This window comes from Marinobacter mobilis (assembly GCF_900106945.1).
GTDB classification, from domain to species: Bacteria; Pseudomonadota; Gammaproteobacteria; order Pseudomonadales; family Oleiphilaceae; genus Marinobacter; species Marinobacter mobilis.
In genome coordinates this window covers 177,729-194,450 of sequence record NZ_FNNE01000008.1, presented here as the reverse complement: position 1 = coordinate 194,450, position 16,722 = coordinate 177,729, and the positions used below count along the sequence as shown (strand labels likewise).

At 58.6% G+C, this 16,722-nt stretch carries 12 protein-coding genes and 1 pseudogene; 2 read left to right on the top strand and 11 right to left on the bottom strand.

Features of this window, described 5'->3' with window-relative positions; all coding sequences use genetic code 11:
* Positions 1 to 2: 2 nt before the first annotated feature.
* The 6 genes from nusB to glyA all read right to left on the bottom strand — a co-directional run bounded on the left by nusB (position 3) and on the right by glyA (position 5,146).
* Positions 3 to 473 carry a transcription antitermination factor NusB gene (gene nusB, locus BLV11_RS13810; protein ID WP_091815559.1) on the bottom strand — a complete coding sequence of 157 codons (471 nt, stop codon included), beginning with the start codon at positions 471 to 473 and terminating at the stop codon, positions 3 to 5.
* Positions 473 to 949 carry a 6,7-dimethyl-8-ribityllumazine synthase gene (gene ribH / locus BLV11_RS13805; protein WP_091815556.1) on the bottom strand — a complete coding sequence of 159 codons (477 nt, stop codon included), beginning with the start codon at positions 947 to 949 and terminating at the stop codon, positions 473 to 475. Before ribH ends, nusB begins: the two co-directional genes overlap by 1 nt.
* A gap of 47 nt (positions 950 to 996) precedes the next feature.
* On the bottom strand, positions 997 to 2,112 hold the full coding sequence (gene ribBA / locus BLV11_RS13800; protein ID WP_091815553.1) for a bifunctional 3,4-dihydroxy-2-butanone-4-phosphate synthase/GTP cyclohydrolase II: 1,116 nt from the start codon (positions 2,110 to 2,112) through the stop codon (positions 997 to 999).
* Positions 2,113 to 2,184: 72 nt separating this feature from the next.
* Positions 2,185 to 3,300 (bottom strand): bifunctional diaminohydroxyphosphoribosylaminopyrimidine deaminase/5-amino-6-(5-phosphoribosylamino)uracil reductase RibD, encoded by a 1,116-nt coding sequence (ribD, locus tag BLV11_RS13795; protein WP_091815550.1) that lies wholly within the window; start codon positions 3,298 to 3,300, stop codon positions 2,185 to 2,187.
* The gene (nrdR, locus tag BLV11_RS13790; RefSeq protein WP_091815547.1) at positions 3,297 to 3,830 is read right to left on the bottom strand and encodes a transcriptional regulator NrdR; all 534 of its coding nucleotides are present in this window, start codon (positions 3,828 to 3,830) and stop codon (positions 3,297 to 3,299) included. The genes ribD and nrdR overlap by 4 nt, the downstream gene beginning before the upstream one ends.
* 59 nt (positions 3,831 to 3,889) lie before the next feature.
* Entirely contained in the window at positions 3,890 to 5,146 is a 1,257-nt protein-coding gene (gene glyA, locus BLV11_RS13785) for a serine hydroxymethyltransferase (RefSeq protein ID WP_091815544.1), read from the bottom strand.
* 263 nt (positions 5,147 to 5,409) lie between these two features.
* Here glyA and ettA point away from each other — a divergent pair, with 263 nt between their 5' ends.
* Together ettA and radA are read left to right on the top strand one after the other, a co-directional pair.
* A complete protein-coding gene (gene ettA, locus BLV11_RS13780; RefSeq protein WP_091815542.1) occupies positions 5,410 to 7,071 on the top strand; it encodes an energy-dependent translational throttle protein EttA in 1,662 nt (553 codons plus the stop codon).
* A gap of 4 nt (positions 7,072 to 7,075) precedes the next feature.
* The gene (radA, locus tag BLV11_RS13775) at positions 7,076 to 8,452 is read left to right on the top strand and encodes a DNA repair protein RadA (protein ID WP_091815539.1); all 1,377 of its coding nucleotides are present in this window, start codon (positions 7,076 to 7,078) and stop codon (positions 8,450 to 8,452) included.
* Positions 8,453 to 8,466: 14 nt separating this feature from the next.
* On the opposite strand, the gene BLV11_RS13770 is transcribed toward radA, so the two are convergent.
* The 5 genes and pseudogenes from BLV11_RS13770 to BLV11_RS18535 all read right to left on the bottom strand — a co-directional run.
* Positions 8,467 to 8,838: a PilZ domain-containing protein gene (locus BLV11_RS13770; RefSeq protein ID WP_091815536.1), complete on the bottom strand. Its 372-nt coding sequence runs from the start codon at positions 8,836 to 8,838 to the stop codon at positions 8,467 to 8,469.
* An 84-nt stretch (positions 8,839 to 8,922) separates the two neighbouring features.
* Positions 8,923 to 9,987, bottom strand: coding sequence for a uroporphyrinogen decarboxylase (gene hemE, locus BLV11_RS13765; RefSeq protein ID WP_091815532.1), 1,065 nt, complete (start codon positions 9,985 to 9,987; stop codon positions 8,923 to 8,925).
* Between the two features lie 138 nt (positions 9,988 to 10,125).
* Positions 10,126 to 11,544, bottom strand: a complete 1,419-nt coding sequence (locus BLV11_RS13760; RefSeq protein ID WP_091815742.1) for an FAD-dependent oxidoreductase — start codon at positions 11,542 to 11,544, stop codon at positions 10,126 to 10,128.
* A 74-nt stretch (positions 11,545 to 11,618) separates the two neighbouring features.
* On the bottom strand, positions 11,619 to 16,067 hold the full coding sequence (gene gltB / locus BLV11_RS13755; protein ID WP_091815530.1) for a glutamate synthase large subunit: 4,449 nt from the start codon (positions 16,065 to 16,067) through the stop codon (positions 11,619 to 11,621).
* A 226-nt stretch (positions 16,068 to 16,293) separates the two neighbouring features.
* A pseudogene (locus BLV11_RS18535) lies at positions 16,294 to 16,722 on the bottom strand (sporulation protein); the annotation flags it as partial.

Sequence of the window (16,722 nt, the reverse complement as noted above, 5' to 3'; positions counted from 1 at the left end):
ACTCACCGTGAACGGGTTTCAGCAAGCCTCAAACGTCCACTCAACTTATCGAGGATGCTGTTGACGAACTTGTGCCCTTCGGTCCCGCCGAAGCGCTTTGCCATTTCAATCCCCTCATTGATAACCACCCGGTAGGGCACGTCAATGCGGTGACGCAATTCATAGGCCCCCAGACGTACAATGGCCAGCTCGATGGCATCGACTTCCTTGAGCGACCGGTCAAGGAACGGTTCGATCAGCTTGTCGAGTTCATCCTGCTCCCGGTGCACCCCACGGAGCAGGTCACGGAAATAGGCGGTATCGACCTTGCTCATGTCGTTATCCACCATAAATTCCGCCTCAATGTCGGAAATCGGGGTCTTGCTGAAATGGCGCTGGTAAAGCGCCTGCATGGCCAGCGCACGAGCCCGGCGGCGTTCGCCGGGTTTGGGCTGACCAGCCGGCTTGGTGGCAGTATCGTCTGTGGCGCTCATTACTCACCCAGCTTGCGGAAAAGACTGACCATTTCCAGGGCGGTCACCGCAGCTTCCGCACCCTTGTTACCAGCCTTGGTACCAGAACGCTCAATCGCCTGTTCGATGGAGTCCACCGTCAGAACACCAAAGCTCACAGGAACGTCAGTGTCGAGGCTGACGGCACCCAGGCCACTGGCAGCTTCACCGGCAACGTAGTCAAAGTGGGGAGTACCGCCACGGATAACTGCACCCAGGGCAATCACTGCGTCGTAGTTACCGGTCTCGGCAACACGCTTGACGGCCAGGGGCATTTCGTAGGCACCCGGCACCCGAACGACCAGGATATCGTCTTCGGGGATGCCATGGCGAAGCAATGTGTCGATCGCTCCGTCCACCAGGCTCTCAACCACGAACTCGTTGAAACGACCAACCACCAGGGCATAACGGCCGGTGCATTGCGTAAAATCGCCTTCCAGAATATTGATTTCTGCCATGTTTGGCTCCTGTCATGGCCTACGCTTCTGCGCGAGGCCTGTTTGAATCAGTTTGGGTTATAGGGGACGTATTCCACAACTTCCAGATCGAAGCCGGAAATCGCCGAAAACTTGATCGGCGCACTCAACAAGCGCATTTTTCCCACGCCAATGTCCCTGAGAATCTGGGAACCGGTGCCGACGGTGAAATAGACACCAGAGCGACCTTTACCGGTAGATCCGCTGTCTTCACCAAAGAATTCGTGTATTCGATCTTCAAGATCGTAGGTATCAGCCGCGCTGTTGAGCAGCACCACCACCCCACAACCCGCGTCAGCCACGGCCTTGAGCGCATGGTGCAGGGGCCAGCTGTGAGAATCCTCACGACGGGCGCCCAACAGGTCCCGCAGGGTGTCAGTGATGTGCACTCGAACCATTGCCGGCTCGTTGGCAGTGATTGTGCCCTTCACCATTGCAAGATGTGTCGTACCCTGAATGCTATCGTGGTAGGTGCGAAGGTTGAATACGCCAAACTCCGTATCCAGGTCGTATTGCTCCACACACTCGATGGTCCGCTCATTCATGGTGCGGTAATGAATCAGGTCGGCAATGGTGCCGATCTTAAGGTCGTGAGCCTGGGCAAACGCTTCCAGGTCCTCGCGACGGGCCATGGACCCGTCATCGTTCATGATCTCGCAGATCACACCTGCCGGCTCGGCACCGGCCAGCGAGGCAAGATCACAGGATGCCTCCGTGTGCCCGGCGCGGCTAAGTACGCCGCCAGGATCAGACATCAGCGGGAAAATGTGACCGGGCTGGACCAGATCACTCGCCTTTGCGTCCCGGGCAACCGCAGCCTGAACAGTCCGGGCGCGATCGGCAGCGGAAATACCGGTGGTCACGCCCTCTGCGGCTTCAATGGAAAGCGTAAACTTGGTGCCAAAGCCGGACGCGTTTTTCTGCACCATCAAAGGCAAACCCAGCTGTTCGCATCGTTCCCGGGTCATCGGCATACAGATCAGTCCGCGACCATGCTTGGCCATGAAGTTGATGGCTTCGGCGTCGCAGAATTCTGCAGCCATCACCAGATCACCTTCATTCTCGCGGTCCTCGTCATCCATCAGGATGACCATCTTGCCCTGACGAATATCCTCAATAATGTCTTCAATACTGTTCAGTGCCATACGGTTTGCACCCTTGCGTCCCGCCGGGGCGCGAACACGCCGCCAGCAGGCCGTGAATTTAAGTCAGATCGTTCAGGCCAGCGTCAGGATCAACCGCTGGTCAGCGCCCACCTGGCGCCGGTCACGTACTTGCCATTGTACTTTATCTGCCATGGAGTCCAGTGGCAGATGTGCCGTTGGACGCCCGGTACTGCCGAGAAAAACCGGCGCCTGGTACAGCCACAGTTCATCCAGCAGGCGTTCGTTGATAAAGGTCCCCGCCAACGTTGGCCCGGCCTCTACCAGCAGGTCATTGATCCCCAGTTCGCCGAGAACATCGAGCGCTTCCCCGAGATCAATGCCGTTGTCCTTCCAGGTTACGCCACTGAGACTGACCCCCAGTGCCGCCAAGTCCTGGGCCGGGGTTGTCGCCAGCGTATCGGAGGCACAGAACAGACGGACGTTGCCACCGCGCAGAATCTTTGCCGATGTCGGCGTACGGGCATCACGATCGGCAATAACCCGCAGGGGCTGTCTTGCCGGATCGGTGGCCTCACCAATATCGCCCAGCTCAGCACGTCGCACCGTCAGCGACGGATCGTCACTCAGGACGGTGCCGACCCCGGTCAGGATGGCATCACTCATCGCCCGCAAACGTTGAACATCCTGACGGGCTTGCGGGCCAGTAATCCACTGACTTTCGCCAGAAGCCATCGCGGTTCGGCCATCCAGGCTTGCCGCCATTTTCACCCGAACGTATGGGCGTCCGGTCCGCATCCGCTTCATGAACCCGGGATTCAACGCCGCGGCTTCCTCGGCCAAAACCCCTTCGACCACCTCGATACCAGCCTCGCGCAACAGTCTCAGGCCTCGACCGGACACCGCCGGATTAGGGTCAGTCGTCGCCACCACAACCCGCGCCACCCCGGCCTCAATCAACGCCCGGGCACACGGTGGGGTGCGACCGAAATGGCTGCATGGTTCCAGAGTGACATAGGCGGTGGCGCCACGGGCGTCAGCACCGGCCTGGCTCAGTGCATGCACCTCCGCATGGGCCTCACCCGCTCGCTCGTGCCAGCCTTCCCCTACGACCGTGTCATCACGAACGATGACACAGCCAACACGGGGATTGGGGTGGGTTGAATAACGCCCACGCCAGGCCAGCTGAATGGCCCGGGCCATGATCCGGGTATCGAATCCGATGCTCATGCCTTGCCTTTGGCCGGCGAGGCCTTGCCCTCTTCAGCCAGTGCCTTGGCGACATCGACCGGATCAGGCGTTTCGTTACCGTTAACCGACAACCGCTCAATCTCTTCTTTGAACTCGTTGAGGTCCTGGAAACTGCGGTAGACAGAAGCAAAGCGTACATAAGCCACCTTGTCCAACTGTCGCAACTCAGTCATCACCTCTTCGCCCAGCTGCATGGATTTGACTTCACGCTCACCCGTCGCGCGCAAGCGGAACTTGATCCGGTTGAGTGCCGCTTCAATTTCCTCGATGCTGACAGGCCGCTTCTCCAGCGCTTTCATGATCCCGGAGCGAAGCTTCTCTTCGTCAAACGGCTGGCGGGTTCCGTCCTGCTTGACCACTCGCGGCATCACCAGTTCGGCGCTTTCAAAGGTGGTAAATCGTTCCCGACAGGACAGGCATTCCCGTCTGCGGCGCACCTGGTCGCCTTCAGCCACAAGGCGGGAATCGATGACCTTGGTATCGGCTTCTCCACAGAACGGACAATGCATGATTCACAGCTCCCTCAGGGGCCGGGCAGCTTCAAGGCGCTGCCCGGGAGGCAATCAACTTAACCAGCGTAAACCGGGAAGCGCTGACACAGGGCTTCGACCTGTTCACGTACCTGGCTGATAACAGACTGATCTTCCAGGTTATCGAGTATATCGCACATCCAGCCAGCCAGTTCGCGGCACTCGGTTTCGCCGAAACCACGAGTGGTCACAGCCGGGGTACCGACACGCAGGCCAGAGGTAACGAACGGGGAGCGCGGATCGTTTGGAACCGCATTCTTGTTGACGGTGATGTTGGCGCTGCCCAGCGCAGCATCTGCATCCTTACCGGTAATGTCCTGTTTGATCAGGCTGACCAGGAACAGATGATTGGTGGTGCCGCCGGAAACAACGTCATAGCCACGATCAATGAACACGTTGGCCATGGCTGCAGCGTTCTTGACCACCTGTTGCTGGTAGCTCTTGAACTCCTCGCTCATGGCTTCTTTGAAGCACACAGCCTTGGCGGCAATCACGTGCATCAGCGGGCCACCCTGGCCACCCGGGAAAACAGCTGAGTTCAGTTTCTTCTGGATGTCAGCATCGTCACACGCCAGGATCAGGCCGCCACGAGGACCACGCAGGGTCTTGTGAGTGGTGGTGGTGACCACATGAGCGTGAGGTACCGGGTCCGGGTATACGCCTGCAGCGACCAGACCAGCCACGTGAGCCATATCAACAAACAGGTAGGCACCCACCTTGTCGGCGATCGCGCGGAACCGGGCAAAATCCAGGGCCTGGGAGTACGCAGAGAAGCCGGCGATGATCATCTTCGGCTTGTGTTCAACAGCCAGGGCTTCGACTTCGTCATAATCGATCAGACCGGTCTCCGGATTCAGGCCGTACTGAACCGCATGATAGATCTTGCCGGAGAAGTTAACGCTGGCCCCGTGGGTCAGGTGACCACCGTGTGCCAGGCTCATACCCAGAACGGTATCGCCCGGCTTGACCAGCGCCATGAACACCGCCGAGTTGGCCTGGGAGCCGGAGTGCGGCTGCACGTTGGCGTAGGCGGCACCGAACAGTTCCTTGGCGCGGTCAATGGCCAGTTGCTCGGCAACATCCACATACTCGCAACCACCGTAGTAGCGCTTGCCGGGGTAGCCTTCAGCGTACTTGTTGGTCAAATCGCTGCCTTGGGCTTCCATCACCCGCGGGCTGGTGTAGTTCTCGGACGCAATCAGTTCGATGTGCGTTTCCTGACGCTTGCTTTCCGCCTGCATGGCGTTCCAGAGCTCGTCGTCAAAACCGGCGATTTTCATTTCACGATTAAACATGGATGCGCTGCCCCTGTGAGTGCTGCGTCTGCCCAGCAGACCTAGTTAGAAAGCGGGTCGGGAACTGCAAACGCCGACGGGTGACACCCCAGCTGCTGCTCCCGGAAAAAAGGCCGGCTATTCTACCGTATTCCGTGGTGGAAAATCACCCTTTCGCCGGCAATGGCTGCGGGCTCTGCCCCGGTGCTCCCGGATTGCTATAGCCGGGCGCTTTCGCTACCTTACAGACCTGATTGAAGTTAACCCGGAGGAAGGCGCCAGTTATGGCTCAGTACGTATACACCATGAACCGCGTGGGTAAGGTGGTTCCACCCAAGCGCGAAATTCTCAAAGACATCTCCCTGAGCTTTTTTCCGGGCGCCAAGATTGGCGTACTCGGCCTCAACGGTGCGGGTAAATCCACCCTGCTGCGCATCATGGCCGGCGTTGACCAGGACTACATCGGTGAGGCACGTCCGCAGCCGGGCATCAAGGTTGGCTACCTGCCACAGGAACCGGAACTGGATGACAGCAAGACCGTAAAGGAGGTCGTCGACGAGGCCGTATCCGGTGTTCACGAAGCCCTTGCCGAACTTGACCAGGTCTACGCGGCCTACGCTGAGCCGGACGCCGATTTCGACGCCCTTGCCAAACGTCAGGGCGAGCTGGAAGCCTACATCCAGGCCAGCGAAGGTCACGATATCGAGCGCAAGCTGGAAGTTGCTGCCGATGCCCTGCGGCTGCCGGCCTGGGATGCCATGGTTGCCAATCTTTCCGGGGGCGAGCGCCGCCGGGTCGCCTTATGCCGTCTGCTGCTGTCGAGCCCCGACATGCTGCTGCTGGATGAGCCCACCAACCACCTGGACGCAGAATCCGTTGCCTGGCTCGAACGTTTCCTTCATGACTACAACGGCACCGTTGTTGCTATCACCCACGACCGCTACTTCCTCGATAATGTCGCCGGCTGGATCCTTGAGCTCGACCGCGGCCACGGCATCCCGTTCGAAGGCAACTACAGCCAGTGGCTGGAAAACAAGGAAAAGCGCCTGGAGATGGAATCCAAGCAGGAAGCCGCCCACCAGAAGGCCGTCAAGCACGAACTGGAATGGGTTCGCAGTAATGCCAAGGGCCGCCAGTCCAAGAGCAAGGCCCGTCTGGCCCGCTTCGAGGAAATGAGCTCACAGGAGTTCCAGAAACGCAACGAGACCAACGAACTCTACATCCCGCCCGGCCCCCGCCTCGGCGACAAGGTCATTGAGGTTGACGGTATCAGCAAGTCGTTCGACGACCGCTTGCTGTATGAAAATGTTTCGTTTCGGGTACCACCCGGAGCCATTGTTGGCATCATCGGCGGAAACGGCGCGGGCAAATCCACACTGTTCCGGATGATTGCCGGCAAAGACCAGCCCGATTCTGGCACCATCACTGTTGGCGAAACCGTTGAACTGGCCTACGTTGACCAGATGCGCGACCTGGATGGCAGCAAGACCGTATGGGAAGAGCTCAGTGACGGCCTCGACATTATGAAGGTTGGCAACTACGAGACGCCGTCCCGGGCCTACGTTGGCCGCTTTAACTTCAAGGGTTCCGATCAGCAGAAGCGCGTCGGCGACCTGTCCGGCGGCGAACGAAACCGCCTGCATCTGGCGAAGCTCCTGAAGGAAGGCGGCAACGTGTTGCTGCTCGATGAACCCACCAACGATCTTGACGTGGAAACATTGCGGGCGCTGGAAGAAGCGCTGCTCAACTTCCCGGGTGCGGCCCTGGTTATTTCTCACGATCGCTGGTTCCTCGACCGCGTAGCCACTCACATCCTGGCCTTTGAGGACGACGGAGACGTGGTGTACTTCGAGGGTAACTTCAGCGAATACGATGAAGACCTCAAGAAACGCAAGGGCGATTCAGCACTGGTGCCGCAACGCATGAAATACAAGAAACTGGCCTGACACCATGGCCAAAGCCAAGACCGCCTATGTCTGTACCGACTGCGGTGCCGACTACTCCAAGTGGATGGGCCAGTGCACTGCCTGCCAGGCCTGGAACACCGTCAGCGAAGTTCGTGGCGTGTCCGGCAACGGCAAAGCCAACCGGGGCGCTCGCTTCGATGGTTTTGCCGGCAGCCTGTCCACGATCCAGACCCTGGATTCGGTCAGCCTGACCGAGCAAAGCCGGATCAGCTCCGGCATGCAGGAACTTGACCGGGTGCTTGGTGGCGGGCTGGTGGAAGGCTCCGCCATCTTGATGGGCGGCCACCCCGGGGCGGGCAAGAGCACGCTGCTCCTGCAGACGGTTTGCCACCTGGCCGGCCAGGTCCCCGCCCTTTATGTCACCGGAGAGGAGTCACTGCAGCAAGTAGCGATGCGGGCCCGCCGACTGGGATTGCCAACCGGCGACCTGAAAATCCTGTCGGAAACCAGCGTTGAGCGCATTGTTCAGGTGGTCGAAACCGAAAAGCCCCGTATTCTGGTGGTGGACAGTATCCAGGTCATGCACGTCGGCGAAATCGAGTCGGCGCCAGGCAGCGTTTCCCAGGTACGGGAAAGCGCAGCCTTCCTCACCCGCATGGCCAAGCAGACCGGGACCATCCTGTTTCTCGTCGGCCACGTGACCAAGGATGGCAGTCTCGCGGGCCCGAAAGTCCTCGAGCATATGATCGACTGTTCAATTCTTCTGGAAGGCTCCAGCGACAGCCGCTACCGCACACTCCGGGGCATCAAGAACCGCTTCGGTGCCGTGAATGAACTCGGGGTATTTGCAATGCTGGAACAAGGCCTGAAGGAGGTCAAGAATCCCAGCGCCATCTTCCTCAACCGCGGTGAAGAGGCCGCCCCAGGCAGCGTCGTCATGGTGGTCTGGGAAGGTACCCGCCCCATGCTGATTGAAATCCAGGCACTGGTGGATATGGCCCAGGGCGGATACCCCCGACGGGTGGCGGTCGGCCTGGATCAGAACCGGCTGTCAATGCTACTGGCCGTCCTGCACCGGCACGGCGGCTTGCACATTGCCGATCAGGATGTATTCGTCAATGTGGTGGGTGGCGTCAAGGTCAACGAAACCAGCGCCGATTTGGCGCTACTGGCAGCCATCGTATCCTCATTCCGGGATCGGGCGCTGCCTCAGGATCTGGTCATTTTTGGCGAAGTGGGGCTTTCTGGCGAGATTCGTCCGGTGCCCAATGGCCAGGAGAGGGTTTATGAAGCCTCCAAGCATGGCTTCACCCGGGCACTGGTCCCCAAGGCAAACGTCCCCCGCAAACCCATTGAGAACATGAAAGTGATCCCGGTCAGCAAGCTGAGCGATGCGCTGGAAGCCCTGGCAGACCTCTAGGACAGCCCCGGGACTCAAGAGTCGATCAGGTGATTGAGCTCCCGCTCCAGCAGGGCCTGATCGCCGAGATTCAATTCCACCAGACGACGAAGATGGGTGGCACTGTCGAGGTCAATGTACTGACACTTGAAGCCCAGCTTGCCACCCTCGACATGCCGCAACTCCACCGCCATCACGATCGCAGCAGCAGCGCCGTCCAGATGAATCACGACCTCACAGGGCTGATTCAGCGGCACACTCCAGCCCTCTGGCAGCTTGACCAGCAGTCCCTTGAGCGAAATATCCAGAATCTCGCTCGACCACACCTCATCCTGCCAGTGAATATCACAGGGGGCATCGAACATAACCCGGTGAAACCGGCGTTTTTCAGTGGATGATTTACTCAAGCGACGACTCCTGGCTGACACGGTCATGATTCATTGACTATAGCCGTCAGCGCCGCCGCCTTCCACCGTTATACCCCCCCGAAATCAGACGTGATAAGCAGAACTCAATTCAACCACTGCCTCGATAAAGGCGCCAGCGTGAGCCGGATCAACATCCGGGGTGATACCGTGGCCAAGGTTGAAGACGTGACCGCTGCCATTACCGAAACGGGCAAGGATGTCTGCAACTTCCTCACGAATCCGGCCGGGAGGCGCATACAGCATCGCCGGGTCCATGTTGCCCTGCAACGCCACCCGATCACCAACCCGCTGGCGGGCAAGACCGATATCCGTGGTCCAGTCCAGACCCAGCGCATCCGCTCCGGTGTCTGCCATGGATTCCAGCCACTGACCACCGTTCTTGGTGAACAGGATCACCGGGATTCGGCGACCTTCGTGCTCACGAATCAGGCCATCAACGATCTGCTTCATGTACGCCAGCGAGAACTCTCCATAGGCCCAACTGCTCAGCGCCCCACCCCAAGTATCAAAAATTTGCACCGCCTGTGCGCCGGCGCGGATCTGACAGTTCAGGTAGTCGGTCACCGCCGACGCCAGCTTGGCCAGCAACTGATGCATGACTTCCGGCTGGGAGTACATCAGCTTCTTGGCTTCACGGAAGTCCTTGGAGGACCCGCCTTCAACCATGTAAGTCGCCAGCGTCCATGGACTGCCGGAGAAGCCGATCAGCGGCACCCGGCCATTGAGCGCCCCACGGATGGTGGACACCGCGTTCATGACGTAGTCCAGGTCGACACTGGAATCCAGCTCCGGCAAGGCGGCAACATCGGCTGCAGTGCGCACAGTCTGACGGAAACGAGGCCCCTCTCCGGTTTCAAAGTACAGCCCCAGACCAAGCGCATCGGGAATGGTCAGGATGTCCGAGAACAGGATAGCGGCGTCAAGGGGGTAACGTTCCAGCGGCTGCAGAGTGACCTCACAGGCGAGCTCGGCATTCTTGCACAGACTGAGGAAGTCACCGGCTTTGGCACGGGTAGCGCGGTATTCCGGCAGATACCGGCCCGCCTGACGCATCATCCAAACCGGCGTGCGATCTACCGGCTGCCGCAACAGGGCACGGAGAAAGCGATCGTTCTTCAACTCAGTCATGGCACAATCTCGCTCGTCAAAATTAGGCTGCAATAATAGCGTTTCTTGGGCAATAAAAAAGGGCGGAGCCGTTATTCATGCTTCGCCCTTGATACTCACCCGGGGAAAGACTTCCGTCCGACCCCAATCCAGAAGGTATTAAACGTCGAGGTAATCGAGAATACCTTCCGCGGCCTGCCGACCTTCCCAGATCGCAGTGACCACCAGGTCAGAACCACGAACCATATCGCCACCCGCAAAGATCTTCGGGTTGCTGGTCTGGAATGCGAACTCGGCCTGCTCAGGGGCCTCAACGCGACCGGAATCATCCGTACTCACGCCCAGATCACCAAACCAGTCGGCAGGGCTGGGACGGAAACCGAAAGCGACCAGCACGGCATCTGCCGGAATGACTTCCTCACTGCCTGGAACCACTTCCGGACGGCGGCGACCATTCTCATCAGGCTCACCAAGACGGGTCTGGATCACCTTTACGCCTTCAACCTGATCTTCGCCGATAATCGCGATAGGCTGACGGTTGAAGAGGAACTTCACTCCTTCTTCCTTGGCGTTGGCAACCTCACGACGGGAGCCCGGCATGTTCGCTTCATCCCGACGGTAGGCGCAGGTCACACTCGCGGCCTGTTGACGGATCGAGGTACGGTTACAGTCCATGGCAGTATCACCACCACCGAGAACAACCACCCGCTTGCCCTGCATGTCGATAAACTCATCGGCTGACTTTTCAAAGCCCAGACGACGGTTCACATTGGAAATCAGGAACGGCAGTGCATCATAAACGCCCGGCAGGTCTTCACCCGGGAAGCCACCCTTCATGTAGTTATAGGTACCCATACCCATAAACACGGCATCGTATTCATCGATGATGTCCTGGAGCTGGATATCCTTACCTACCTCTGTCGACAGACGGAATTCAACGCCCATTTCCTCGAATACCTGACGACGACGGCTCAAGACCGACTTCTCCAGCTTGAACTCGGGAATACCGAACGTCAGCAGACCGCCAATTTCCGGATAGCGGTCAAAGACCACCGGCTTGACGCCGTTACGCACCAGAACATCCGCACAGCCAAGTCCGGCAGGGCCTGCCCCGATGACGGCAACCTTTTTATCGGTCCACTTGACCGCAGACATGTCCGGCTTCCAGCCGAGCGCAAACGCCGTATCGGTAATGTACTTCTCCACCGAACCAATCGTAACCGCACCGAAACCGTCATTCAGGGTACAGGCCCCTTCACACAGGCGATCCTGTGGGCACACCCGACCACAGACTTCCGGCAGGGAGTTGGTCTGGTGAGACAACTCCGCCGCTTTCAGGATATTGCCTTCGGACACCAGCTTGAGCCAGTTCGGAATATAATTATGAACCGGGCATTTCCATTCACAGTAGGGGTTGCCACAGGCCAGACAACGATGGGCCTGGCTGGCAGCATCTTCCGGCTTGTACGGCTCGTAGATCTCACCAAATTCTTTCTTACGCTTCTTGGCCGGCACCTTGGCCGGATCTACGCGACCAACCTCAACAAACTGGAAGTCGTTATTCAAACGTTCTTTCATCATGATGCTCTCATCAGCTCAATTTCGATGGGAGCGCCTCATTGTCGGGCGCCCCTCCCTGTCTCTACGCCACGTTACTCGGGGCGGGCACGGGTGCTGGCCAACAGGCTCCGGAGGTTCGCCGCCTTGGGCTTAACCAGCCAGAAGCGGCCAATATAGTCATCGAAATTGTCAAGAATGTGGGCCGCCCACTCACTCTGGGTCTCAGCCACATGCTCACGGATCACGCTACGCAGGTGATTCCGGTACGGCTCCATGTCTTCGCTGGAAATACGCTGAATTTCCACCAGTTCGTGGTTGTACTTGTCCACAAAGGTGTTGTTTTCATCCAGCACGTAGGCAAAGCCGCCGGTCATACCGGCGCCGAAGTTATGGCCGGTTTTACCCAGCACGGTGATCAGACCGCCGGTCATGTATTCACAGCAATGGTCGCCCGCACCTTCCACAACCGCGTGGGCACCGGAGTTACGGACACCGAAGCGCTCCCCTGCGGTACCCGCAGCAAACAGCTTGCCACCCGTCGCACCATACAGGCAGGTGTTACCAACAATGGACGTTTCCTGGGTCTTGAAGGCACTGCCTCTGGGCGGACGCACCACCAGCTGGCCTCCGGTCATTCCCTTGCCAACGTAGTCATTGGCATCCCCTTCGAGATTCAGGTTCAGACCGGCAACGTTCCAGACACCGAAGCTCTGCCCGGCGGTACCGTTCAGTTCCAGAGTAATCGGCGCATCAGCCATACCCTGGTTGCCGTAACGAGCGGCAATCTCACCAGACAGACGAGCACCGATGGAACGGTCACAGTTGGTCACCTTGTAAGACCAGGTACCACCCTGCTTGCCCGCAATGGCGTCGGCCATATCAGCCACCATCTGCTCGGCCAGCTGACCTTCATCAAACGGTACGTTGCGCTCAACCTGACAGGTGTGCGGCTTGTCAGCCGGCACCATGTCATTGGACAACAACGGCATCAGATCCAGCTTTTGCTGACGCGGAGTCTGCCCCGGCAGCACTTCCAGCAGATCAACACGACCGACCAGCTCTTCCAGGGTACGAACGCCCAGTTTCGCCATCCACTCACGGGTTTCCGCGGCAACGAACCGGAAGAAGTTCATGGCCATTTCCACGGTGCCCTTGAAGTGCTCTTCACGCAGGTGATCGTTCTGGGTGGCAACACCCGTTGCACAGTTGTTCAGATGACAGATACGCAGGTATTTACAGCCCAGCGCCACCATCGGCGTGGTACCGAAGCCAAAGCTCTCGGCCCCGAGGATCGCAGCTTTGACCACGTCCAGACCGGTCTTGATACCACCATCAGTCTGCAGGCGGATCTTGCCGCGCAGATCGTTGCTCCGCAGTGCCTGCTGAGCTTCGCTCAGACCAAGCTCCCAGGGAGAGCCGGCGTAACGAATGGACGTCAGCGGGCTGGCCGCGGTGCCACCGTCATAGCCGGAAATGGTGATGAGGTCAGCGTAAGCCTTGGCAACACCGGCGGCAATCGTACCGACACCAGGCTCGGAGACCAGCTTGACCGACACCAACGCTTCCGGGTTGACCTGCTTGAGGTCAAAAATCAGCTGAGCCAGATCCTCGATAGAATAGATATCGTGGTGCGGCGGCGGTGAAATCAGGGTAACACCCGGTACGGAGTAGCGCAGGCGTGCAATCAGGTCATTGACCTTGCCACCCGGCAGCTGGCCACCCTCACCGGGCTTGGCGCCCTGAGCCACCTTGATCTGCATGACTTCCGCACTGCGCAGGTACTCTGCGGTAACGCCAAAACGACCAGAAGCGACTTGTTTGATCTTTGAGCGACGCTCTGTGCCATAACGGGCAGAATCTTCACCACCCTCACCGGAGTTGGAACGACCACCCAGGGTATTCATGGCAACGGCCAGTGCCTCGTGGGCCTCGGGGGACAAGGCACCCAGTGACATCGCTGCAGAGTCAAAGCGCGGGAAGATCGCCTCCACCGGCTCCACCTCACTCAGCTCAATCGCCGGAACATCCTTGCGCAAGCCCAGCAGGTCCCGCAATGTTGCCACCGGACGCTCATTCACCAGCGCCGCATACTCCTGGTACTGCCCGTACTCTCCACTGGTGACTGCATCCTGCAGCGTGCGAACCACGTCAGGATTGAACGCGTGGTATTCCTCACCATGGATGTATTTCAGGATTCCACCCTGGGAGATCGGCTTGCGACGCTTCCAGGCTACGGCGGCCAGGGTTTCCTGATCCTGCTGGAAATCGTAGAAGCCTGCACCCTGAATACGGCTGGCCACGCCCTTGAAGCAAAGGTCGACCACCTCATCGGCCAGTCCGATCGCTTCAAACAGCTGGGCACCCCGATAGGAGGTGATGGTGGAGATCCCCATTTTCGAGAGAATCTTCAACAGCCCCTTGTTGATACCCTTACGGTAGTTGTTCTTGGCCTCAATCGGATCCATCAGTACCTCGCCGGTACGAATCAGATCATTCAGCACCTGATAGGCAAGGTACGGATAGACCGCGGTGGCACCAAAGCCGAACAGTACAGCAAAGTGATGGGGGTCACGGGCCCAGCCAGTCTCCACGATCAGGTTGGAATCGCAACGCAGCCCCTGGGCCACCAGATGGTGATGGACCGCAGCCGTCGCCATCATTGCGTTTACCGGCAGCTCACCTTCAACCAGATCCTTATCGGAGAGCACCAGCAGCACTTTGCCGTTGCGCACAGCGTCTGCCGCTTCATCGCAGACATTGCGGATGGCCTGCTCGAGACCAACCTCGGGGCGATAGCTCAAACGGATTTTGGCCATTTCAAAGCCCGGACGCTCGTCATTAACGATACGCAGGAACTTCGCCGGTGACAGCACCGGGGTGGACAGGATGATCCGGTTGGCATGCTCCGGTGTTTCCTCAAAGACGTTGCGCTCAGCCCCCAGACAGGTTTCCAGGGACATAACGATGGCTTCACGCAGCGGATCAATAGGCGGGTTGGTCACCTGCGCAAACTTCTGACGGAAGTAATCCCCAACGTGACGCACCCGGCTCGACAGAACCGCCATCGGCGTATCGTCACCCATGGAGCCCACCGCTTCCTGACCACTCTCGGCCAGAGGACGCAGAACCTGGTCCCGCTCTTCGAAGGACACCATGAAGGTCTTCTGGTGGACCAGCAGTTCGTCGGCGTCCATCAGTTTGAACTCGGGAGTCGCCTGATTCAGGGTCGCCTCAACCCGCAAACCGTTGTCACGCAACCACTGCTTGTAGGGCTGAGCGCTTTTCAGACGATCATCGATATCCTTGGTGTGCAGCACTTCGCCGGTTTCGGTATCGATTGCCAGCATTTGACCCGGCCCGACCCGGCCCTTGGCCACCACATCATCAGGCTGATAGCCATAGGTGCCGATTTCCGACGCCAGGGTAATAAAGTCATCCTTGGTGATGACCCAACGAGCAGGACGCAGACCATTACGATCAAGCATACAGACCGCGTAGCGACCATCGGACAGAACCAGACCGGCCGGACCGTCCCAAGGCTCCATGTGCATGGAGTTGTATTCGTAGAATGCACGCAGATCGGCGTCCATGGTGTCCACGTTCTGCCAGGCAGGTGGAATCATCATTCGAGCTGCGCGGAACAGATCAACGCCACCGGCGAGCAGAATTTCCAGCATGTTGTCCATACTGGAAGAATCTGAACCGGTCAGGTTCACCAGCGGCTGCAGGGTCTGCAGATCCGGCAGATCCGGGGAACTGAATTTCGCTGCACGAGCCAGCGCCCAGTTACGGTTACCCTGAACGGTATTAATTTCACCGTTATGGGCCAGATACCGGAAAGGCTGGGCCAGCGGCCACCGAGGCATGGTGTTGGTGGAGAAGCGCTGATGGAAGACACAAATAGCGGTTTCCAGCTCCGGGTCGCCCAGATCCTTATAAAAGGAGGCCAGGTCGGCCGGCATCATCAGACCTTTATACGACAAGGTGCGGTGCGACAAGCTACAGATGTAGAAGTCCTGATCTTCCGCCATGTCGCGCTCAGCATGGCGACGACCAACAAACAGGGCGATAGCGAACTCACGCTCAGCCTTGCCGGCAGGGGCGACAAAAACCTGCTCGATACGCGGCAGACAGTCCAGCGCCATGGGCCCCAGACACTCACTGTCGGTAGGCACTTCGCGCCAACCCAGAATCTCCAGCCCTTGCTCGACCAGACTCTTTTCAATCGCGGCGCGCCCAGCGGCGGCTTTGCTTTCATCCTGGCTCAGAAAGATCTGGCCAACCGCAAACATTTCACCGGGTTCCGTGCCAAAGGCGGCCTTTGCCGCTTTGCGCAGGAATGCGTCCGGACTCTGAATAAGAAGGCCACAGCCATCGCCGGTCTTACCGTCCGCAGCAATACCACCACGGTGGGTCATGCAGGTCAGCGACTCGATGGCAGTTTGCAACAACTTATGGCTAGTCTCGCCTTTCATATGGGCGATCAGACCGAATCCACAGTTGTCCCTGAATTCATCGGGATGATACAAACCTGTCATCATAAGCGTTCTCTCGCGTATAAATGCTTTTCAATCAAAAGGTTAAGGGAGAAACTCCCCAAATACACCCTCTGACACTGAAAATGGGGGCTGGCTATTTTACACGCGTAGAAATACGTACTCAAACTTTGATGCAAGTTTGCGTGCCGATTAACGCGCGTTGGCAGCTATGCCTGCCCTGGTTGGACGTGCCCTGGAGGTCTTTTGTTATATGGCTTCAGGCGGGATCTCAGATATCGGACAGCTTTCGAATCCAAGGCTGGGAATTGGCCAGGCTCTGCGGTGGGTTTTCCACCACTGCACGAGCTTCCGCATACCCCGGAAACTCACCAAAGAATACCACAAACCAGTTGCGTTCGCCCCGCCTGGTTCGCGTGTAACGAAGCTCGGGCACGGCCGCATGGGTCTGGATGAAGCTCAGGGCGGTGCTTTCTTCGTATCCGGCAATGTACTGAGCGGTATAGCCATCGCTGGCACGCAGATCCGCAAGGGGCACAAAACGATCAGTGCGGGCTGGCACAAACCGGGGCTCGGCTGGAGAGCCTGCCGCTTCTCCTGATACCACCACGTCGCTCACCGGAATAATCGGGACGACGGGCTCTGGCTCTGGCTCTGGCTCTGGCTCTGGCTCTGGCTCTGGCTCTGGCTCTGGCTCTGG

Bases quoted from the DNA above. Each gene is read 5' to 3' on its own strand.
- nusB (WP_091815559.1), bottom strand. From the start codon at position 473: ATGAGCGCCACAGACGATACTGCCACCAAGCCGGCTGGTCAGCCCAAA.
- ribH (WP_091815556.1), bottom strand. From the start codon at position 949: ATGGCAGAAATCAATATTCTGGAAGGCGATTTTACGCAATGCACCGGC.
- ribBA (WP_091815553.1), bottom strand. From the start codon at position 2,112: ATGGCACTGAACAGTATTGAAGACATTATTGAGGATATTCGTCAGGGC.
- ribD (WP_091815550.1), bottom strand. From the start codon at position 3,300: ATGAGCATCGGATTCGATACCCGGATCATGGCCCGGGCCATTCAGCTG.
- nrdR (WP_091815547.1), bottom strand. From the start codon at position 3,830: ATGCATTGTCCGTTCTGTGGAGAAGCCGATACCAAGGTCATCGATTCC.
- glyA (WP_091815544.1), bottom strand. From the start codon at position 5,146: ATGTTTAATCGTGAAATGAAAATCGCCGGTTTTGACGACGAGCTCTGG.
- ettA (WP_091815542.1), top strand. From the start codon at position 5,410: ATGGCTCAGTACGTATACACCATGAACCGCGTGGGTAAGGTGGTTCCA.
- radA (WP_091815539.1), top strand. From the start codon at position 7,076: ATGGCCAAAGCCAAGACCGCCTATGTCTGTACCGACTGCGGTGCCGAC.
- hemE (WP_091815532.1), bottom strand. From the start codon at position 9,987: ATGACTGAGTTGAAGAACGATCGCTTTCTCCGTGCCCTGTTGCGGCAG.
- BLV11_RS13760 (WP_091815742.1), bottom strand. From the start codon at position 11,544: ATGAAAGAACGTTTGAATAACGACTTCCAGTTTGTTGAGGTTGGTCGC.
- gltB (WP_091815530.1), bottom strand. From the start codon at position 16,067: ATGATGACAGGTTTGTATCATCCCGATGAATTCAGGGACAACTGTGGA.